The following is a 20,569-nucleotide window of genomic DNA, read 5'->3' as shown; positions in this document are numbered from 1 at the left end:
CTTATTCGTCCGGAGGCACCAGCCCTAGTCCCCGCAAATAAATACCGATCCCCGTTTCCAAAAGATCTTCGGGCGGGAAGGGTGCGGTGGCGCCGGTGTTACGGGCAAACAATTCGACTACACCGTGACTCAGCGCCCAGATATGTGCGCTGAACATTGAAGCCGGCGGACGTTTTTCCGGCGGAATATGTTGCGACAGATCGGCTGCAGCTTTTTCTAGAACATCTCTGGCCCGGTTTGCAGCCAGGGCAAGTTCTGGGGTGCGGTTGACGGAAATCCCACTTTCGAACATCGCGATATAGTGGCCAGGATTCTTGCGAGCAAAGGCCAGATAGGCGCGCCCGGTTGCTTCGAATGCAGCCAGCGCCGAAGGCTGGCCTTTGTCATAAGCGAATTGAATTAGATCGGCGAACATCTCGAACCCCTGACGCGCCGCCTCGGCGATCAGGTCCTCGCGCCCGTGATAGTGGCGATAAACAGCTGCAGGCGTGACGCCTGCCGCTTTTGCAGCCTCTGACAGGGTGAACCCGGTCGGACCCTTTTCCTCGATCAGGGACAGAGCTGCGTCGATCAGAGCCTGTTTCAGGTTGCCGTGGTGATACCCGCGTTTTGTCATCCCTGATTCAGACGCCTTTTTTGTACAATTCTTGAGGAACTAAGACATAAACCGGTAGCACGTATTCGTCCAATCTTTGTGATGATATTGGCCGGCAAGAAAGATCAGGCATCCCAGATATCTGGCCCGCCACATATCTTGGTGTCGATATCGCCAATCGCATTTTTGTCCTTTTCATCATAGTCCAGCGCATGAAGCACGGTTCGGATTGCTGCCAGCCTTGCCCGTTTCTTGTCGTCGGAACGAACTATGGTCCAGGGGCAGGCTTCGCTGTGACTGCGTGTAAGGGTTTCGGAAATCGAAGCAGAGTATTCATCCCATTTGTCCAAACCAGCGATATCGATTGGGCTTAGTTTCCAGTGTTTCAACGGGTCCGTTTCGCGCGCAAGAAACCGGTTCAACTGCTCGGCCCGTCCGACGTTCAACCAGAACTTGAACAAGCGGATACCATCGTCACACAGGCCGGTCTCTAACGGCAGAACCTGTCGGAAGAAGCGTTCACGCTGTTCTGTGTTGCAGAACCCAAACACATTTTCCACCACGCCGCGGTTATACCAGCTGCGGTCAAAGAACACGATTTCTCCGGCTGCGGGCAGATGTGGGATATAGCGCTGAAAATACCATTGGCTGCGCTCTTGATCCGATGGCTTGCTGAGCGCAACGTTCCGGGCCCCACGCGGGTTCAGGTTCTCACGGAACCGCTTGATTGTCCCGCCTTTTCCAGCGGCATCGCGGCCTTCGAAGATAACAGCGACACGCTGGCCGGTTTCCTTCACCCAAAGCTGCATTTTCACAAGCTCGATCTGCAGGGACTGCATTTGTTTCTCATACGCCTTACGCTTCATGCGTTCGTCATAGGGGTATGTAGGGTTCAGAATGTCATCCTTATCGGCCTCTTTGATCTCGTTCCGGACTTCTTCTGGTGCACGTTTTTTGTAATATTCCTCGATGGTGCCTTTGCCAGTTCGTGTCATGAGTCACCTCGCGATAAAATCCATATCTTACTATGGATTAGCCTCGGAATTAACGCAAACCCGCCCGCTGAGCAGCCCGGATGATTGCGGCCGCTACTTCGGGTGCGGCAACGATCTGTGGCATATGGCCAATTCCCGGCAATTCGATCAGTTCAGCGCCGGGGATTTGGTCGATCAGGGGTTCCGCATGCCATTCCAACCCGACCGTTGTGTCGGCGGTGCCATGCACAACCTCGGTCGGGACCGAAATATACTTATAGCGCGGCTGCAGCGCACGAACTTCGTCCAACAGATTGGCGCGTTGCATTGCGTTGGCATGCATCGAAGCCGGGCGCATGGTCAGCCCGGGGCCGAAATGTTCGGCATAGCCTTCGGGTGCAGTTTGGGGGGAAAAGACACCGTCTAGGGCCTGCTCGACATACCAATCGGGGACAAAGGCGTTGATCAACGGCAGCACAAGCGCGTTTCCGGGTTTGGTCGCGGCCATTCGGTTGAAACCATCCAGCGGCGTTTCCCAAGGGATCGCGGCGGGGGCAATCAACACCAGCGCCGAGATGTGTTCGGGCTGTGTAACCGCCCAGGCCAGCGACACCGACCCGCCATAGCTTTGCCCTGCAACAATGGGTTTGTCCGCGCCCAGCTTGACAGCTGCACGGCGTAGGATTTCGGCTTGTTCTTCAAGGGTTTCTCCGTCCGGATTGAAGCTGTCGGAATACCCCAATCCGGGCCGGTCAAAAACAATGACACGGAAATCTTCTGCCAGAATTGGGGCGAGGGCAAAAGTCATGTCCCGAGTGTTGCCACTGGACCCGTGGATCAGCACGACATCGGGCCCGTGCCCCATGACTACGGCATGAACGCTGACTCCATCGACGTCGATCAGCTGACCCTCGGGTGGGAAACTGGCCTCGGCTACAGCTTCGTTCCGTGACACGCGCCAAGTTGTTACGGTGGCCAGGCCAGCAATCAGCAGGGCAAGAGCTATGATGGTTTTAAGAACCAATTTGATCCATATCGAACGGTGTTGTCTGATAGATTTCGTTAATCCAGTTGCCATAGAGCAGGTGCGCATGGCTGCGCCATCTGTTCTGAGGCCGGCGCGAGGGGTCGTCGTCTGGATAGTAGTTCATCGGCACGTTTATCGGTGTGCCGTTGTCGATATCGCGATCATATTCCTGCTTGAGCGTATCACTGTCATATTCAAAGTGGTTGAAGATATAGATCGCGCGATGGTCCTTATCTTCGACTAAGCAGGGGCCTGCCTCATCACTACCCAGCAAGGTGGTCAGGCCCGTAGCGTTGTCGATTTCGGACTGCTTCATCTCGGTCCACCGGCTGACCGGGATGACGCAATCATCGGAAAACCCGCGCAGAAACGGTGAGGAGGGGGCCAGATTGCGGTGCCGGAAACATCCGAAAGCCTTGGCGTCCAACATATGCTTACGCACCCCATGGAAATGGTTGATCATCGCCATTCCGCCCCAGCACACGCCAAAGGTCGAATGGACATTTGTCTGGGTCCAGTCAAATACTTCGCTGATCTCTTCCCAATAGGTGACATCCTCGAATTCAAGATGTTCGATAGGGGCGCCGGTGATGATCAGGCCGTCAAATTTTTGGTCCCTTACCTCCTGAAACGGGCGGTAGAACTCGGCCATGTGCTCGGCTGCGGTGTTCTTGGTCCGATGTTCGGTCATACGGATCAGCGACAGGTCGATCTGCAGAGGGGTTGCACCGATGAGTCGCGCGAACTGGTTTTCGGTCTGAATCTTCTTGGGCATCAGATTCAGCAACCCAATCCGAAGGGGGCGAATATCCTGACGCATTGCCTGATCCTCGGACATGACCATGACGCCCTCATTGGTGAGAACGTCATATGCGGGCAGGTCAGAGGGAATCTTGATCGGCATCGGATGCAAGCCTTTGGTTTAAGAGTGTAAGTGCCGTAGTTAATCGCGCTTTGGCCGGGTCTCAAGTGCACGTTCGATCAACTCATCGAAATCACCGTCGTCGCGAATACTGTGCATGTCGCTGGCAGCGATCGTCAGACCCCAGTTGTCGGCCATTGCCCTGTATCTCGGTTGCCGGTGCGCAAGAGCTTTGGCATAGGTCCAGCGAATGAATGCGTTGGGATCGACCTGTTCGGCGGAACAGCCTTGTTGGATCAGATATTCGTCCCAGACACGTGTCAGGAATTCGGGCTGATAAGACATGGGCTTGGGCGCACGGTCAAAGCGCCTGATCAGCTCGGACGTGTGGTCGTCATCACCTTTGATCCAAATCATCAGCGTTTGGCGCGACAGCTCAGTCAGGACCTGATCCCGCGGATCATTGGGGTCAACCCATTCGCTTATCGAACCGCCAGTATCGCAAATGAAATGCGGGTATTGGTACAATCTCTGCGCCCGATCCACGAAATACTCGGTATCCAGCAGAGCGTGAATTTCTGCCAAACGGAATTGTTCCTGACGGCGTTTATACTCTGTCAGCTCCATGCCGCCCTGTGCCGGGTTGCCCGGTTTTCCCAGATAAGCGGCGACAGGGGTCAAGTTCTCGAACGAGATATTTGATCCGATGTAAATGGAATCAGACAACAGCAGGTCACGCAGGAAAGGGACCCTCATGGCCTCGGCTTTGGCGTTGTCGATGATATACTCGCCCATGTATCGTGTGCCGATCCGGTAATCGACCGAATAGTGGAACCAGTCCCCGGAATCGCGCAGAACGTTAGACACATAGGTCTTTCCCAGGCCTGACATGCCAAAAAACAGCACCTTTTTGCGCGCGGCTTCCCGCCAGTCTTTTGCCGAGTTGTAGATCATTGTCCACTATCCCTTTTCCGACCTTGCTAAAACGGGCGGGGGGCGGCGTCAATCGCGCGTGCAGCGGTTGTTTAGAACCAACAGTCTTGGGCACAGGTTTCGTTATGCCAGAATGGGAGTAGATATCTGTTCCTTGCCACGCAGGACCGCATCATCTCAATTCGTGATCATGCGGATCTATGCAAAAAAGGCTCCGCCGGAGGGCGGAGCCTTGTGAACAGTTTTGCCGCTGATCAGTTCAGAGAGTAGGTCAACTGAAGGCCGACGCTCCAGGCAGAGTTGCCGCTGAATTCACCACCCGTGGTGGTTGTCGCATCGCCAATGTCCGTATAACGGACACCGCCCGAGATCTGAGCATTTTCCACGGTGTAAGTACCGCCTACGCCAATGCTCCAGAAACCGTCAGTCGGCCCCAAGTTTGATACTTCGGTACCATTCGACTTTTCGTAAGATGTGGATATCGCGCCAGAAAAAGCCTCTGAGAACTGATATCCCATTCCAAGAGTATAGGTGAATGTGTCGTCGTCAAAGTCGACGAGGTTGTCCCCAACGATCCCGACATAGGCGGCAGGTGCCACTACTGTCTGAGGCCAGTCAACCCAGCGGATCGATCCGAACACCAGCGTTTTTGGGGCAACCCCGGTCTGGAAATCCAGGTTGATGGATTGCGGTGTCTCGACCCTGGTCGTGTCATCGATTGTTTGCAGCCCGGCGGGGACGGGCGGCACTACGTTGAACGACTCGGTCGACGACAGATCGTGAGTGATCTTGGAGTTGTAGACCAGCGAAACACGAGCTGCGATTTCAGGTTTTTCCCAGGCAACCCCGACGAGATAACCAAAGTCAGTATCGGCATCCGCGTCAAATTCGTATCCGGCTGCTGCCGGTACAACGACTTTTGCGCTAGCACGTTGCGCGCGAATACCGCCAATGGCGCTGAAGCCACCGTCAAGCTTGTAGCGCAGCAATGCGGTGAGGGAGTCGACATCAGCGCTGGCTCTCAGAATCCCGCTGCGTCCTCCAAACGCTGCAGTTGGATTCTGCGACAGGGGATAGTCGGCGGAATACCCAATATCCGCACCGAATGGTTCGTCATAGATCAGCGCAAAGTCCAGTTTGTCAGTAAATGAACGTTTGTAAGCCAGGCCCGGTGAGAAGAAAGCATTCGACACATCACCTGATTCTACGCCATTTTGTTCACCGCTTACGTCGGGTGACGCATATCCAAGACGAAGTTGGACCACGGATCCCTCTTCGAAAATGATATTGATTCCCTGTCCACTACGGTCCAGACCACCGGCTTGAATGCTTGTTGCGCCCACGCACAAAGCACACGCCTGTAGAAGCGTCTTCTTCATCCATTCCTCCCAATTATATCGCTAAGTTGCGCGAATTTGTGGTGTCTGCGCACAACCGAGTTATTCTTACAGGTGGATTTCACTCTCTCTACAATAGCTGGTCAACGGGTGACTGAACGTTACCCTTAGTGAGTGTTGCGAGAATCTGTTGCTAAACTGTTACGGTTTTCCGACTGAACGTTAAGGAAGATACCCACAAAAATGACAGCAGCCCCCACGAGCGTCCACTGATCGAGAGCCTCATGATAGAAAAGCATACCGACAATCGCGATTGTAGGAAGGCGCGCAAAATCGAATGGGATCACAACCGTAGCCGGTGCGATTGAGAGTGCATTCGTAATGCAGAAATGCGCTAATAGGCCTGCAAGCCCTACAAGCAAAAGCCAAGGCGCGGTTGCCATCGTTGGTAACGCAAGTTCTCCGTCGATCGCAGAGGCTGCCAGCCCAAGACCAGCCTGTATAACGGTAAGCCAGAACATGATGCACCCGATGCTTGCAGAACGCGTGAGTTTTTTTGTGGAAATTGTAGTCAAAGCGAAGAACACCGCCGACATTGCGGCGGCGACAATTCCTGCGCTTAACGGAACAGCCCCCGGTCGTGCGACTATAAGGATACCAGCAAAACCGATAAGTGCTGAAAGGACCCGCACGACTGTCAGCCGTTCGGCCAGCAGCATCGGGGACAGCAGGATCACCCAGATCGGTTGCGTAAACTCAAGTGCAAAGACCTGTGCCAGTGGTGCCACGGAAACAGCGTAGAACCAGAGATTCTGACCGGTGAAATGCAGGGTATTTCGTACCCCGTGGAGGCCAATCCGTTCGGTCGATACCTGATGCCACTTTCCCGAAACCGTCAGGACAAGGCTGACCACGCACATGCCGACCAGGCTGCGATAAAACATGATTTCAAAGGTGTCATGGGTGACGCTCAGCTCACGTCCGGCCACGGCCATAGACGTAAAAGATGCGATTGCCCCGATCATCCACAGCGCGGCTTTGCCGATTTGGGGTTTGCTGCTTTCCATTGAGTTGCCCGCGCATTAGGAGTTCTACGATGTTGATTGGTAACTAAATATTTGTGTCGCAGAAACAAAAAAGCCGGGCACTGGCCCGGCTTGTTTTCATTCCCACTCGATTGTGCCCGGAGGCTTCGACGTGATGTCATAGGTGCATCGGTTGATGCCTTTGACCTCATTGATGATCCGGGTGGCGGTTTCGCCCAGGAATTCATGACTGAACGGGTAATAGTCGGCGGTCATTCCGTCGACTGAGGTAACTGCCCGCAGGGCGCAGGCATAGTCGTACGTGCGGCCATCGCCCATGACGCCGACGGTTCGAACCGGTAGGATCGCCACGAAGGCCTGCCAGATATCATCATAAAGCCCATGTTTGCGAATCTGGTCGATATAGATCGCATCGGCTTCGCGCAGGATATCTAGTTTTTCGCGGGTGATTTCACCGGGGCAACGGATTGCCAGACCAGGGCCGGGGAAGGGGTGGCGGCCGATAAAGCTTTGGGGCAAGCCCAGCTCGCGTCCCAATGCGCGGACTTCGTCCTTGAACAGTTCGCGTAGCGGTTCGACCAGTTTCAGGCCCATTTTCTCTGGCAGACCACCAACATTGTGGTGGCTTTTGATCGTGACCGAAGGCCCGCCCGAGAACGAAACGGATTCGATCACATCGGGGTAGAGGGTACCTTGGGCCAGGAATTCGGCCCCGTCGATCGTGTCGGCATGTTTCTGGAACACGTCGATGAATAGCTTGCCAATTATCTTGCGCTTGGTTTCCGGGTCGCTTTGCCCCTCAAGCTCACCTAGGAACAGATCGCTTTCATCCGCGTGGATCAGCCGAATATTATAGTTGTCGCGGAACATGCCGACGACTTCGTCAGCCTCGTTCTTGCGCAACAGGCCGTGATCAACGAACACACAGGTCAGCTGGTCGCCAATCGCCTCGTGGATCAGGATCGCCGCGACCGAACTATCGACACCTCCGGACAGACCGCAGATCACTTGTTTATCGCCCACTTGTTCGCGGATTGTCGCGATCATCTGCTCACGATAGGCACCCATGGTCCAATCGCCGCTGAACCCGGCGAGCTTTACAAAATTCTCATAAAGCTTGGCGCCCTTTGGTGTGTGGTGCACCTCGGGATGGAACTGAACTGCATAAAAATGGCGGGACGTGTCTGCGGTGATCGCAAACGGTGCGTTGGGCGAGGTGCCATAAACCTGAAACCCTGGCGCGATTTCACTGACATGGTCGCCGTGACTCATCCAGACCTGTTCATCGCCGTCGGTGAACCAACCATCGAGAATATCCAGTTGGCTTTTGGGGGTCACAAAGGCGCGGCCGAACTCTGCGGTGCCATGGCCGCTTTCGACCTTGCCGCCCAACTGGTGCATCATCACTTGCTGCCCATAGCAGATACCAAGGATAGGAACGCCAATGTCAAAGATTTCCTGCGGGACCCGCGGAGACCCTTCTCGTGTCACGCTATCGGGGCCGCCCGAGAAAATAACGGCCTTTGGGGCCATTTTCCGAACAAAGTCCGTGGTAACATTCTGATAAGGATGGATTTCACAATAAACATTCAGCTCACGCAGGCGGCGCGCAATCAGTTGCGTTACCTGGCTGCCGAAGTCGATGATCAGAAGGCGGTCATGGGTGTCTTGGGTCATGGGTCTGCTACTAGGTTGCGAAGATGATAAGCGCAAGGGATTTCAAGTGGTATAGACACGCCAGTTAGTCGCGGTTAGGGCACGCTAGTCTGGTGGTCGGTCTCGAAACGAATGACGAAGACCCGCGCGACTTTAAAAACATGTGCTGGGTTATTTGTGGCGGTTGTCCCCGACATTTTGTCGCTTTTTCCCCTATAGCGCCGTTATCCACGACTGCCATTGCGGCGGGTTCCTGTAACACACATGTAAATTCAACAACTGATACGGGATTTTCTCATGACAGAGGCAAACACCCGGCGCAGGGCGAGAGGTGGCGGTGGCGCTGCCCGCCGGGCCGAACGTACAGCGGTTCGTATCGAGACCGCAAAGTACATCGAACGCAATATTCCGAATTTCGAGGTTCTCAACGAAGAAGCGTTGCAGATCATCGAAACAAATGCGGAAACGCTTCTGGCCGAAGTCGGCGTCAATTTTGTCGACAACCCTGCGGCGCTGGAACGTTGGAAAGACGCGGGCGCCGATGTGGATGGCGAACGGGTGCGCATCCCACGCGGCCTTGCGCGCGAGTTGATCAAAACTGCGCCAAGCGAGTTCACGCAGCACGCAAGAAACCCTGAAAAGTCCGTGGTCATCGGCGGTCGCAATCTGGTTCTGGCGCCGGTCTATGGCCCTCCGTTCGTGCGTGATGCGCAGGGTGGCCGTCGCTATGCGACCATGGAAGATTTCAACAAGTTCGTGAAACTGGCTTACATGTCAAAGTGGCTGCACCACTCGGGCGGTACTGTGTGCGAACCCACAGACGTTCCGGTGAACAAGCGTCACCTGGACATGCTGATGGCGCATATGACCTTATCGGACAAGCCATTCATGGGCTCGGTCACCGATCCCAGCCGCGCTCAGGATTCGGTGGAAATGTGCGAGGTCCTGTTCGGCAAAGAGTTTGTTCAGGAAAACACGGTCATGACTTCGCTGACCAACATCAACTCGCCGATGACCTTCGACGATGTGATGATGGGGTCGCTGGAAGTCTACGCCAGGAATAATCAGGCCTGCATCATCTCGCCGTTCATCGTCGGTGGTGCGATGGCGCCGGTTTCGATAGCGGGGACATTGACACAGGTTCTAGCCGAAGTTTTGGCCGGTGTCGCGTACAGTCAGATCATCCGCCCAGGAGCGCCTGTTATCTTTGGTGCGTTCGTTTCGTCGATCGACATGAACTCAGGCGCGCCAACCTTTGGCACGCCCGAGGCGTCAATGGTCACCTATGGTGCGGGACAGCTGGCGCGGCGTCTGGGTCTGCCGTTCCGCTCAGCCGGGTCTTTCTGTGGCTCGAAACTGCCCGATGCGCAGGCCGCTTATGAGACCGCGAACTCGCTGAACATGGGGCTGATGGCGGGTGTGAACTTCATGCTGCATTCCTGCGGTTGGCTTGAAGGCGGCCTGGTTGCGGACTTTGAAAAGTTCGTCATGGACGCAGATCAGCTTGGCGTTCTGCACGGTCTGGCCAAGGGTGTGGCCTATGATGAGAACGCTCAGGCCATGGACGCAATCCGCGAGGTCGGCCCGGGTGGCCACTATCTGGGATGTGCCCATACGCAGGCAAACTTCAAAGAGGCGTTCTGGAAGTCCGACCTGCTGGACTACAAACCTTACGAAACCTGGGAAGACGAGGGCGCGCGCGATACGCGACAGTTGGCCTCGTCTCGGGTCGAGCATTTGATTGCCAACTACAAGCAACCGGAACTCGACCCGGGAATTCACAGCGCTTTGGCCGAATATGTTGAAAAGAAAAAGGCCTCTATGCCGGACGCTTTCAGCTGATAACTGAAAACTGTGAGGCGCGGCTGGCTTTGTACAGCTGCGCCTCACCCAATAGCGCGATCAGAAGGTCCAAATGACGGACCAGCGAATAGCCTGCATCTTCTGCCAGTCTCTGCGCGTTAACCTCTCGTTCAATATCCATCAAACGCATCAGCGCCGCACCCGACCCAGGTAGCGATCCGTACCCAAGTATGCGTTGCAGGTGGCGGTCCCGATCATAGTCCTGCGCGCCGTGTTTGGCTGCCCGCGCCAATAGGCGGGGGCGGCGGAGGGCGGAAATCATGGTCATCAGGTCCTGCATCTTTGGGCTCCACTTGTCGGATTAATGTTGCCCAATTTGTTACACAACCTAAGCGGGTGTTGCCTTAATCGGGTTCTCCCCGAACTCTCGCTTCATGAGTGTTTATGAATTTGAATGAAATCTGGTCATCACCTCCGGCAGTTAACGAACGAGTAACGAAAGCGACTCTAGTTAGAATTGGTTAACAAAGTCACCGGGGGCGATAGAGAACAGATTGTTTCGTCGATGAGGGCACAGAACTATGGAAAACAACATGGCTTTCACCATTCCGGCTTGGGTACCTGAGGGGGCACAACGATACCTGGCCCACACAGAAACCGGCCAGTCGATCCGCGATATTGCGCGATCTGCGGGGTGCCATGCTTCGACCATTCTTAGACAAATCCGCCGAATTGAGATGCGCCGTGACGATCCATTGGTGGATGCGGCTTTGCAGTCGTTGGCCGAAGAACATTTTTCGGTCAATGATGCTTCTGATCGCACGGTTTCAGCGTTCAGTCATGATTCACACGTCGAAAAAGAAGAGGAATTCAACCACGAGGCCCTAAGGGTACTGCGCAGACTGTGTGAGACCGGTTCGGTCCTGGCTGTCGCTGAAGAAATGAACAAAGCAGTGGTGGTGCGCGATACCGGCGACGCCGCTGCGACCAGGACTGCAGTGGTTGATTGCAAGATCGCACAGGCATTGGCGTTGAAGGATTGGATTTCCTGCGACAACCCAGGCCGGATATCGCGCTACCGGATTACTAGCGCGGGCCGTACGGCACTGAGCCAGTTAATGGCCGATTTCGAGAACCAGGCAAGGTCTCGCAACGAACATGGAATGGCAGACGCGCCTGCTTCGTTTCATGGGGCGCCCTCTCACGCGACGACAAATCGCGCCCATCCAGAACGTCCCAGAAGAATGCGCTATAGCGCCGCAGAAAGCCCGCTGATCGCCCTGGCAAGGCGTCGGGATCGGGATGGAAAGCCGTTTTTAGATGAAGCACTTGTCGGGGCAGGAGAGCGCCTACGTGAGGATTTTGAACTGGCTCAGATCGGACCTCAGGTTGCGCAGAACTGGGACCATTTCCTGACTGCCGGTGGGCGCGGAAGTTTTGGAAGCGACGACACTGGCAACCGGGGTTCTTCAGAAGCGCGCGGCCGCGTAGAGCGTGCATTGTCTGACCTTGGACCGGGGCTGAGCGACGTGGCTTTGCGCTGCTGTTGCTATCTGGAGGGGTTGGAATTGGCGGAAAAGCGAATGGGGTGGTCAGCGCGGTCCGGCAAAATCGTTTTGCGTATCGCATTACAGCGCCTGAAACGTCACTACCAGGATCAGGAAGAGCGCAGCCGTATGATCGGATAACACTTTGATCGGTTTTGGTTGCGGTTTCAGGGTGGAGTGATAGCTAGGGGTTATGAATTTTACCCTTCGACAGCTCCTATACTTTAACGCCGTTGCGCAGCAGCGCAACTTTGGGCGGGCGGCGCAGATGTGTAACGTTTCGCAACCGGCATTATCGGTTCAGATCAAGGCGTTAGAAGAGACCCTCGGTGGTGCCCTGTTCGAGCGTAAGGCCCGTGACATATTGCTTACCCCTTTGGGGCGGGATGTGCTTGAATATGCGCGTCAGATACTTGGTGCCTCGGACAGGCTCGACCAATTTGCCAAGGATCACTCAAGCGGGCATCGGTCTTTGTCGATCGGAATAATCCCGACGATTGCGCCCTATGTTCTGCCAGGTGTTCTGGCGGGGTTAAGGGCGGCCGATGTTTCTTTGAGAGTGCAGATACGCGAAGCGCGGACAGAGCGCCTGTTGACGATGCTGCGCGCTGGTGAGATCGACGCAGGTGTGGTCGCGCTGCCCTCCGGGGGAAGCGAATTGTTCGAACTTCCCTTGTTCGAGGATCGGTTCTTATTGGCTGGAAGTTCGGCACGGTTGCGCAATTTTTCCAGCGATACAGAGCGGTTGCGCCCTTTGGACCTTCAAAATGCACAGCTTATGCTACTGGATGATGGGCACTGCCTGACGGATCAGGCCTTGGAGGTTTGTGGTCAGGACCGCAGCAGCGGTCTGATTAACATGGGTGCCTCGTCTTTGGCGACATTATCCCGTTTGGTTGCCGAAGGGTTTGGATTAACGCTCATGCCAGAGCTTGCCGCCCGTTCCGAATCCGACGCGGTACCGGGTCTTGAGCTGATGCGATTTGCCTCGCCGCAGCCGGCAAGGACAGTGGGGCTAGTTCGTCGATCTTCTACCTCGCAGGAAGATTGGTTCGAAAGCCTGGCGGATACCATTCGCACCGTCGGCGAGAGCATTGTCACGCAAACGCGCTAGTCACAAAAAAGCCCGCCTGAAGCGGGCTTTTCTGTTGAGGACGAACTCAGGCCAGTTCCGGCTCTTTGACTTCGTTCAGATGTTTCATCAGGTTTTCCGGTGACGAAACGCCATAGGGGTCCTCGGGGCAGTTATCCATCAGTCCGGGCTCTTCGAACCAGGCTTCGACGACGCCGTCATTGATGATGGCCGCATAGCGCCAGGACCGCATACCAAAGCCCAGATTGTCCTTGTCGACCAACATACCCATTTTGCGTGTGAACTCGCCCGAGCCATCAGGGATGACTTTGACGTTTTTCAGGCCCTGATCCTGTGCCCATTTGTTCATGACAAAGCTGTCGTTCACGGACATGCAGTAAATCTCATCGACCCCAGCGGCCTGGAAATCTGCGTATCCGTTTTCGAAACCAGGCAGCTGATAGGTCGAGCATGTCGGGGTGAATGCGCCCGGCAGCGAGAACAGAATTACGCGCTTGCCCGAGAAGTAATCCGCCGTGGTTTTGTCTTCCCAGCGGAACGGGTTTGGTCCCTCGATTGCGGCGTCGCGGACGCGGGTGTGAAAGGTCACTTCGGGCAGTTTGGCGCCAGATTTCATGATCGAACTCCTGTGAATCACATGCGGTTTTCGTGGACTTAAAAGGATTCCAAATCCGCTTCAATGGCGGATGTTCCAGGTGCGTCAGAATTTACCTGACAACGCGTAAGCTGCAGTTAATGATAGGAAATTATTTAGAATTTTGGCCCTGAGACGTCAAAGTCTTTCACCCTGATGCATAGCGGCTATGCATGGGTGGTGTAATAGCAGAGGTCAGTTTATGTTATGGGTAAACCGAATTGACCCAAAGTCAGAAAGACAGGCCGTGCGCGATCTGAACATTCCCGAACAAAGACACCCAGAAAAGGCTCATCGGCCCGACAATTCGCAGCCGAAAAAGCCCAGTTGGATTCGCGTCAAAGCACCCGGTGGTCAGGGTTATGCCGACACGCGCAAGATCATGCGTGACAACAATCTGGTTACGGTCTGTGAAGAAGCCGGATGCCCCAATGTCGGTGAATGTTGGAGCCAGGGCCACGCGACCATGATGATCATGGGCGAGATTTGTACCCGCGGCTGTACCTTTTGCAACATCGCCACCGGTCGCCCGGATTCGCTGGATGCGTTTGAACCGGGTCGCGTTGCTCATGCGGTTGAAAAGCTGGGGTTGAACCATGTGGTCATCACCTCTGTCGACCGCGATGACCTTGCAGATGGCGGGGCAGAGCATTTTGCGCAGACCATTCGCGCCGTGCGTCACCGGTCTCCGGGTACGACGATTGAAATACTGACGCCTGACTTTCTGAAATGCGAGCCGTCCGTTCTAGAAGTTGTCGTTGAGGCAAAGCCAGACGTCTTTAACCATAATCTTGAAACCGTACCCGGCCTCTATCCCGAAGTGCGCCCGGGCGCGCGGTATTTCCACTCTTTGCGTCTATTGCAGCGCGTGAAAGAGCTGGACCCGTCTGTCTTTACCAAATCCGGGATCATGGTCGGTTTGGGTGAGGATGGTCAGCAGGTCCGGCAGGTCATGGATGATATGCGCGCCGCTGAAATTGATTTCCTGACCATCGGTCAGTATCTGCAGCCCACGCCCAAACACCACGGAGTCGATCGGTTTGTGACGCCCGAAGAATTTGCAGCCTATGAAAAGGCGGCATTTGGCAAAGGGTTCCTGATGGTATCGGCCACACCTTTGACCCGGTCGTCTTATCACGCCGGAGACGATTTCGCCCGGCTGCGCGAAGCCCGGAACAACAAGCTGGGGCTTGCATGACGCCAGCGCGCCTGGCTGAGCTGGTCAAACTGCGCCAAGCACTGCATCGGATCCCAGAAATTTCAGGGGCCGAGGAACAGACCGCCGCATTGGTTGAAAATCAACTGCGGTTTTGTAAACCCGACCAGTTGCTGACCGGTTTGGGTGGCCACGGGGTAGCCGCCGTTTTCGACGGTGTGTCCAAAGGGCGCACGGTTTTGATCCGGTGCGAATTGGACGGATTGCCGATCCCCGAAATCTCGAACCAGCCTTATCGGTCCATTCACGAAGGCCAGGGCCATCTGTGCGGACATGACGGGCATATGACGATGGTGATTGCCTTGGCCGAATGGCTTTCGGTCAACCGTCCCGCCCAAGGTCGGGTGGTGCTGTTGTTTCAGCCTGCGGAGGAAACCGGCAAAGGTGCTATGCAGGTGATTGCAGACCCGCAGTTCAGTTCAATCGTGCCTGACTACGCATTTTCGCTGCACAATCTGCCGGGGTTGCCAATAGGTCAGGTCGCTCTGTGTTCTGGGGCGGCAAATTGCGCCTCGCGCGGGATGCGTATCCGGTTGTTCGGCAAAACCTCTCATGCTGCCGCGCCTCAGGATGGGGTTTCGCCCGCCCGAGCGATCTCGCGCCTACTGCCCGCTCTGACGGCGCTTTCAGAAGGTGATGATCTGGGGCCTGAGTTTGCCTTGGTCACCCTGACACATGCGCGACTGGGTGAGGCCAGTTTCGGCATCGCACCGGGGCAGGGAGAGTTATGGGCCACTTTGCGTACAGTTACTGACGCGCGCATGGCGCAGCTTTTAGTCGATGCCCGCGCGCTGGTTGAACAGGTTGCCACCAGCGAAGGGTTAACCTGCAAAATCGAATATGATGACATATTCGACGCCTGTACCAATCATTCTGAGGCAGTTTCTATCTTGCAAGCAGCGGGGCGTTCATCCGGGCATCCGATGCAGATGTGTGACACCCCGCAGCGCTGGTCCGAGGATTTCGGCCAGTTCGGCAAGCTCGCAAAAACGGCGATGTTCTGGCTAGGATCAGGGGCTGATCAGCCCCAATTACACAACCCCGATTACGACTTCCCTGACCAGGCTCTACCTGTTGGGGTCAGTGTTTTCACCGCCGTGATTGACGCGCTGCTGAACTCATAGACCATATTCAACCCTTTGCCGGTGATGGTGGTTCACTGGTTTGCATGACAGTCAGATGTTTTCGCGCAGGATCTGCACCACTTCATCATGTGCGGCCCGTGCGGCGGGGATGTGTTTGGCAAAGTGAATAAAGGGGTGGGTCAGGTTCTTTTTCAGCCGGACGTCCGTCCTGACGCCCGATTCTTTCAGTTTTTCGCCATAGGCGAGACCTTCGTCGCGCAGGGGGTCAAAACCGGCGACCATCAGCGCTGCGGGGCAGACTCCTTCAACGTCCCCAAGCAAAGGCGAGGCCAGGGGATCCAGAGCGTCTGCTTCGGTGCGAAGGTAATGTTCTGTATACCATTCCATCTCGGGCTTTTCGAGGAGGAACCCAAGGTCGAACAGCTCATAGGAGCGCGTCTGTTTGCTCATATCGACCCAAGGCACCCAAAGCATCTGGAACCTGGGCGGATGGTCGGCGGTCTTGCGCTGCTGAGCGACAACAGCCGCAATATTGCCCCCGGCACTGTCGCCTCCGATCGAAATCCGGTCGGGGTCGAATCCCAATTCGGCGGCTTCTGAAACGACCCCGTCATAGGCGGCCAGACAGTCGATGATTCCGACAGGGAACTGATGCTCGGGCGAAAGGCGATAGTCGACGGCCAGTACGACGCAGTTGACCTCGAATGCAATCCGGTTGCAGACCTCACGATGCGTCGTGAGCGATCCCATCGCATATCCGCCGCCGTGGTAGAAAACGAATACAGGCGCTTTCTCGGGCAGTCCATTGGGCCGATGGGTTTCACAATTTATGGGCCCGTTTGGGCCACTAAAGACATGTTTGGTGATAGGCACATCCGGGCTGAGTGGAAAGGCCAGCCAATGGGCCTTGATGTCGTAATCCAAGCGCTTTTGTTGGATCGGAGGGATAACGCCGGGCGGGTCCGAAAAATTCTTGACGATGTAGCTGATCAAGGGGTCCAGGGTCTGACCATCTTTCTGGATCGGAGGGCCGCCCAGCACGCGAAGGACAGGCGCGGGCAGGCGACAAATGGCGCGCGAGGCAGTCCTGAGCATTGCGTTTTTCAATTCGAGCCCTCTTTTCTGATGCCATCCGAACATTGGATTAGGTTTTGAAAAGGCGCAGTTTTCCGGCTTTCAGTCAACCAAAAGAAACAGAGAAACCTGGCACCACTGACTGGTTGCCCTTGAACGGGTCCTGTGCTGCATCTGTGAATTTCTGGGAATCGGCGACTGGCAACCCGCGGTTATTCGGTGAACCTGACCTTGCCAATGAAAGGCAGGTTGCGGTTGCGCTGTGCATAGTCGATGCCATAGCCGACGACAAACTCATCAGGAATTTCAAACCCGATCCAGTCCGAACGGAAATCGACTTCGCGCCGGCTGGGCTTGTCCAATAGTGCGATCGAGCGAAGTTTTCCAGGATCGCGGCTTTGCAGCAGATGAGTAACATGGTTCAGCGTGTGCCCGGTGTCGACGATATCCTCGACTACCAGAACGTCGCGACCCTCAATAGCGCCGCGCAGGTCTTTTAGAATGCGGACTTCCCGGCTGCTTTCCATCGCATCCCCGTAGGATGACGCCTCAAGGAAATCCACTTCAATGGGCAAGTCCAATTCGCGCACCAGATCGGCGATAAAGACAAAGCTACCACGCAGCAGGCCGACAACAACCAGCTTGTCGGTTCCGTCGAATTCGGCAGTGATTTCGCGGCAAAGTTCTTCGATCCTGGCGGCAATGGCCTTTGCCGAGATCATCTCATCAATCACATATCCGCGCTGGCTCATCACTGCCCCCTTGATCTTTGGCGCGCAACATACGACATGACGCGCCATTGTCACCTGCAAAAACCGGACGCCATGCCTATACATTCGGAAACGCGACACCTGCCTTACACTGCGCAACAGATGTACGATCTGGTTGCCGATGTAGCAAAGTATCCCGAGTTTTTGCCCTGGTGTGCGGCTGCACGTATCCGACGCTCATATGCAGCAGGAGAGGCACAGGTGATGGAAGCTGACCTGATCATTTCGTTCAAAGTGTTCCGCGAACGCTTTGGCAGCCGGGTTACCCTGTTTGCCGAACAACGCCGGATCGACACGGAATATCTGGATGGGCCCTTCAAATACATGAAGTCGGACTGGCATTTCGAGGACGCGGCAGAAGGCGGGTGCAACGTTTCGTTCCATGTTGATTTCGAATTCAAGAATGCCATTCTTCAGGGTATCATCGGAGTGGTCTTCAATGAGGCGATGCACAGGATCGTGAGGGCGTTCGAGGGCCGGGCAGAGGAATTGTACAGCTAAGTCTTTACCCGAAAGCGGCGCTTGCTAGACTGCGCCACATGACTGATTTTACCACAGCATTGGCCGATTTTGCCTCGGGGCCTGTTGCGACCTCGTCAGAGGCCCGTCTCGTAACCTCTCTGTCTGCGCTGGATTGGGTAGCTGTTGGCCGCGTCGGTGTTAGCGAACCCGTATCTCAGACCGTGCGCGCGCTGGTTCTGGATGAAGGGGGCAACCCGCAGGCCCATCTATTTGGCGGGCGGCTGGCTCCCGTCAGGGCAGCTGGTTTGGTTAACGGAACCATTTCCCACGCTTTGGATTATGATGACACGCATTTTGCGCATATCGGGCACCCTTCGGTCGCGGTTATGCCTGCGGCCTTTGCCCTTTGTGATTGGGACGACCGGATTCTTGTCGATGTCCTTGAGGCCGCTCTTGTCGGGATGGAGGTTTCGATCCGCGTAGGGCTTTGGCTGGGGCGTGCGCATTACCAGGGCGGGTTCCATCAGACCGCGACGTCAGGTGCCTTTGGTGCGGCGGTCGCCGCTGGCCGGGTGCTGCGGTTCAATACGGAAAAGATGCGCCGGGTTCTTGGTCTGGCGGCCACCCGCGCCGCAGGGCTGAAAGCTCATTTCGGCACGATGGGAAAGCCCTATAATGCCGGGCTAGCTGCCGCTGCAGGGGTTGAGGCTGCGCTGTTGGTGTCCAAGGGGTTTGAACCCAACTCGGATGCGCTTGAGGGGCCCTATGGTTTTGGTGCAACTCATATGGGTCAGTCCGAACAGGCCGCTGCTCTGGATGGAATTGGAGAGACGTGGCTGTTCAAAGATGTAAGCCATAAGTTTCATGCCTGCTGTCATGGGTTGCACGCCGCATTAGAGGCCGCACGTGACCTGGATATTGCAGAGCCCGAAGTAGCCGAGATCAGGATCAAGACCCACCCACGTTGGATGACAGTGTGTAATCAAACCTCTCCGACCACCGGGTTGGGGGCCAAGTTTTCCTACCGGACGGTAATTGCTATGCAAGCGCTGGGATATGACACAGCCTTGCCAGACAGTTTTTCGGATAAGGTATGTGCGGATAGGCGCCTGCAATCGCTGCGGGACCGGATTTCGGTCGAAGCCGATGAGACGCTGTCTGAAACTCAAGCGGATCTGTCTTTGCTGCGCCGCGATGGGGCACGAAAACAGGCCAGCCACGATTTGCTTGGCCCTATGACATTGGCCGACCGGGAAGATAGGGTCAGAAGCAAGGCGGCCAAGCTGATCGGTGCCGAGGACGCAGACGCGATCTGGTCGATGCTGCGTACCGGTGGCCGCACCCGTGATCTGGCGAAAATGCTGGCGCGTTAGACGACGCGCCAGTGCAAGGGGAACCCGGGTTCGAATACTGTTACCGGGCCGTCGTCAGTTTCGATCTTGTCGGGATATTCAACGGGGTCGCCCTTGGTAAGGGTGATGGTTTCTTTATTCACCGGCAGGCCATAAAACGCAGGTCCGTTCAATGATGTGAACCCTTCCAGCTTGTCCAGCGCACTGGCTTTGTCAAACATCTCGGCCACAAGGGACATGGTGTTTGTGGCGGTGAAGCATCCCGCACAGCCACAGGCCATTTCCTTGTTTGCATCTGTGTGTGGCGCGCTGTCGGTGCCAAGGAAGTAGCAAGACATCCCAGAAGTTGCGGCGCTCATCAAAGCCTGGCGATGGGTCTCGCGCTTGGCCACGGGCAGGCAGTAGTAATGCGGTTTGATCCCGCCCACCAGGATGTGATTGCGGTTGATGATCAGGTGATGGGCCGTGATTGTTGCAGCAAGATCATCTCCACCGGATTGCGCATAAATCGCACCCTGAGCCGTCGTGATGTGTTCCATCACGACCCGCAAACCAGGAGTCGCCTGGCGCAGTGGATCAAGTATCGTATCGATAAAAACCTCTTCGCGGTCGAAAATGTCGACCTCGGCATCCGTCACCTCGCCATGGACACACATCGGCAGACCGATCTCAGCCATTCTCTCAAGCACCGGGCGGACCTTGTCGAAATCACGCACGCCCGAGGCGGAATTGGTGGTTGCGCCTGCGGGATACAGCTTTACGGCCTTGATCAGCCCACTTGCATGGGCTGCGGCGACATCCTCGGCGTCGGTGTCTTCGGTCAGGTACAAGGTCATCAGCGGCTCGAACGGCATGCCTTCGGGCAGGGCGGCCAGAATGCGGTCGCGATATGCGGCGGCCTGATCGCCGCGCACAACTGGCGGAACGAGGTTTGGCATAATGATCGCTCGGGCAAAATGGCGTGCGGTTTCGGGCAGAACGGCCTGCAACATGGCGCCATCGCGCAAATGCAGATGCCAGTCATCGGGGCGGCGAATGGTCAGCGTATCAGTCATGCGCACCCGCTAGCACAGCCTCGGCCAAAGACCAACCAAACCGTGAGG

20 protein-coding genes are annotated in these 20,569 nt (G+C 55.8%); 7 read left to right on the top strand and 13 right to left on the bottom strand.

All coding sequences use genetic code 11. The features are described from left to right. Window position 1: 1 nt before the first annotated feature. The 8 genes from AC2FH9_RS01605 to guaA form a co-directional block, all read right to left on the bottom strand. Entirely contained in the window at window positions 2–616 is a 615-nt protein-coding gene (locus tag AC2FH9_RS01605; RefSeq protein ID WP_142634158.1) for a TetR/AcrR family transcriptional regulator, read from the bottom strand. Window positions 617–720: 104 nt separating this feature from the next. Continuing rightward, window positions 721–1,590 carry a polyphosphate kinase 2 gene (gene ppk2 / locus AC2FH9_RS01600; protein ID WP_281994702.1) on the bottom strand — a complete coding sequence of 290 codons (870 nt, stop codon included), beginning with the start codon at window positions 1,588–1,590 and terminating at the stop codon, window positions 721–723. A 49-nt stretch (window positions 1,591–1,639) separates the two neighbouring features. Further along, window positions 1,640–2,599, bottom strand: coding sequence for an alpha/beta fold hydrolase (locus AC2FH9_RS01595; RefSeq protein ID WP_496870233.1), 960 nt, complete (start codon window positions 2,597–2,599; stop codon window positions 1,640–1,642). Beyond that, the gene (metA, locus tag AC2FH9_RS01590; protein ID WP_496870531.1) at window positions 2,583–3,500 is read right to left on the bottom strand and encodes a homoserine O-acetyltransferase MetA; all 918 of its coding nucleotides are present in this window, start codon (window positions 3,498–3,500) and stop codon (window positions 2,583–2,585) included. Before metA ends, AC2FH9_RS01595 begins: the two co-directional genes overlap by 17 nt. Before the next feature lie 39 nt (window positions 3,501–3,539). Next, entirely contained in the window at window positions 3,540–4,412 is an 873-nt protein-coding gene (locus AC2FH9_RS01585; protein WP_496870530.1) for an ATPase, read from the bottom strand. Between the two features lie 233 nt (window positions 4,413–4,645). After that, window positions 4,646–5,770 carry an OmpP1/FadL family transporter gene (locus AC2FH9_RS01580; RefSeq protein ID WP_142634147.1) on the bottom strand — a complete coding sequence of 375 codons (1,125 nt, stop codon included), beginning with the start codon at window positions 5,768–5,770 and terminating at the stop codon, window positions 4,646–4,648. Between the two features lie 125 nt (window positions 5,771–5,895). Beyond that, on the bottom strand, window positions 5,896–6,795 hold the full coding sequence (locus tag AC2FH9_RS01575; protein ID WP_496870528.1) for a DMT family transporter: 900 nt from the start codon (window positions 6,793–6,795) through the stop codon (window positions 5,896–5,898). Window positions 6,796–6,891: 96 nt separating this feature from the next. Then, window positions 6,892–8,451 carry a glutamine-hydrolyzing GMP synthase gene (guaA, locus tag AC2FH9_RS01570; RefSeq protein ID WP_281994698.1) on the bottom strand — a complete coding sequence of 520 codons (1,560 nt, stop codon included), beginning with the start codon at window positions 8,449–8,451 and terminating at the stop codon, window positions 6,892–6,894. A gap of 276 nt (window positions 8,452–8,727) precedes the next feature. Between guaA and AC2FH9_RS01565 the strand changes: the two genes are divergently transcribed. Further along, window positions 8,728–10,272, top strand: a complete 1,545-nt coding sequence (locus AC2FH9_RS01565; RefSeq protein WP_496870526.1) for a trimethylamine methyltransferase family protein — start codon at window positions 8,728–8,730, stop codon at window positions 10,270–10,272. On the opposite strand, the gene AC2FH9_RS01560 is transcribed toward AC2FH9_RS01565, so the two are convergent. Further along, window positions 10,265–10,573, bottom strand: coding sequence for a DUF6477 family protein (locus AC2FH9_RS01560; RefSeq protein WP_142634139.1), 309 nt, complete (start codon window positions 10,571–10,573; stop codon window positions 10,265–10,267). The genes AC2FH9_RS01565 and AC2FH9_RS01560 overlap by 8 nt on opposite strands. 241 nt (window positions 10,574–10,814) lie before the next feature. Here AC2FH9_RS01560 and AC2FH9_RS01555 point away from each other — a divergent pair, with 241 nt between their 5' ends. Next, window positions 10,815–11,921, top strand: a complete 1,107-nt coding sequence (locus AC2FH9_RS01555) for a DUF6456 domain-containing protein (protein WP_496870524.1) — start codon at window positions 10,815–10,817, stop codon at window positions 11,919–11,921. Between the two features lie 52 nt (window positions 11,922–11,973). Further along, window positions 11,974–12,894, top strand: a complete 921-nt coding sequence (locus AC2FH9_RS01550; RefSeq protein ID WP_496700205.1) for a hydrogen peroxide-inducible genes activator — start codon at window positions 11,974–11,976, stop codon at window positions 12,892–12,894. 46 nt (window positions 12,895–12,940) lie between these two features. Here AC2FH9_RS01550 and AC2FH9_RS01545 read toward each other — a convergent pair whose 3' ends face one another. Then, window positions 12,941–13,489, bottom strand: coding sequence for a peroxiredoxin (locus AC2FH9_RS01545; RefSeq protein WP_496691335.1), 549 nt, complete (start codon window positions 13,487–13,489; stop codon window positions 12,941–12,943). A 265-nt stretch (window positions 13,490–13,754) separates the two neighbouring features. Between AC2FH9_RS01545 and lipA the strand changes: the two genes are divergently transcribed. After that, on the top strand, window positions 13,755–14,705 hold the full coding sequence (gene lipA / locus AC2FH9_RS01540) for a lipoyl synthase (RefSeq protein ID WP_496696084.1): 951 nt from the start codon (window positions 13,755–13,757) through the stop codon (window positions 14,703–14,705). Beyond that, entirely contained in the window at window positions 14,702–15,847 is a 1,146-nt protein-coding gene (locus AC2FH9_RS01535) for an amidohydrolase (RefSeq protein ID WP_496870521.1), read from the top strand. The genes lipA and AC2FH9_RS01535 overlap by 4 nt, the downstream gene beginning before the upstream one ends. A 51-nt stretch (window positions 15,848–15,898) precedes the next feature. Here AC2FH9_RS01535 and AC2FH9_RS01530 read toward each other — a convergent pair whose 3' ends face one another. Continuing rightward, window positions 15,899–16,903: an alpha/beta hydrolase gene (locus AC2FH9_RS01530; protein WP_496870519.1), complete on the bottom strand. Its 1,005-nt coding sequence runs from the start codon at window positions 16,901–16,903 to the stop codon at window positions 15,899–15,901. A 191-nt stretch (window positions 16,904–17,094) separates the two neighbouring features. Continuing rightward, the gene (hpt, locus tag AC2FH9_RS01525; RefSeq protein WP_496695281.1) at window positions 17,095–17,634 is read right to left on the bottom strand and encodes a hypoxanthine phosphoribosyltransferase; all 540 of its coding nucleotides are present in this window, start codon (window positions 17,632–17,634) and stop codon (window positions 17,095–17,097) included. A 72-nt stretch (window positions 17,635–17,706) separates the two neighbouring features. Between hpt and AC2FH9_RS01520 the strand changes: the two genes are divergently transcribed. Next, window positions 17,707–18,153, top strand: a complete 447-nt coding sequence (locus AC2FH9_RS01520; RefSeq protein ID WP_142634123.1) for a type II toxin-antitoxin system RatA family toxin — start codon at window positions 17,707–17,709, stop codon at window positions 18,151–18,153. A 38-nt stretch (window positions 18,154–18,191) separates the two neighbouring features. After that, a complete protein-coding gene (locus AC2FH9_RS01515; protein WP_496870518.1) occupies window positions 18,192–19,487 on the top strand; it encodes an MmgE/PrpD family protein in 1,296 nt (431 codons plus the stop codon). Here AC2FH9_RS01515 and pyrC read toward each other — a convergent pair. Then, window positions 19,484–20,521, bottom strand: coding sequence for a dihydroorotase (gene pyrC / locus AC2FH9_RS01510; RefSeq protein WP_142634119.1), 1,038 nt, complete (start codon window positions 20,519–20,521; stop codon window positions 19,484–19,486). The two genes, AC2FH9_RS01515 and pyrC, sit on opposite strands and share 4 nt — an antisense overlap. Window positions 20,522–20,569: the final 48 nt, after the last annotated feature.

The sequence above is a fragment of the Ruegeria sp. CDSC081 genome, assembly GCF_059610485.1.
The sequence above is the reverse complement of the archived record's forward strand: the minus strand, read 5'-3'. Positions and strand labels throughout refer to the sequence as shown.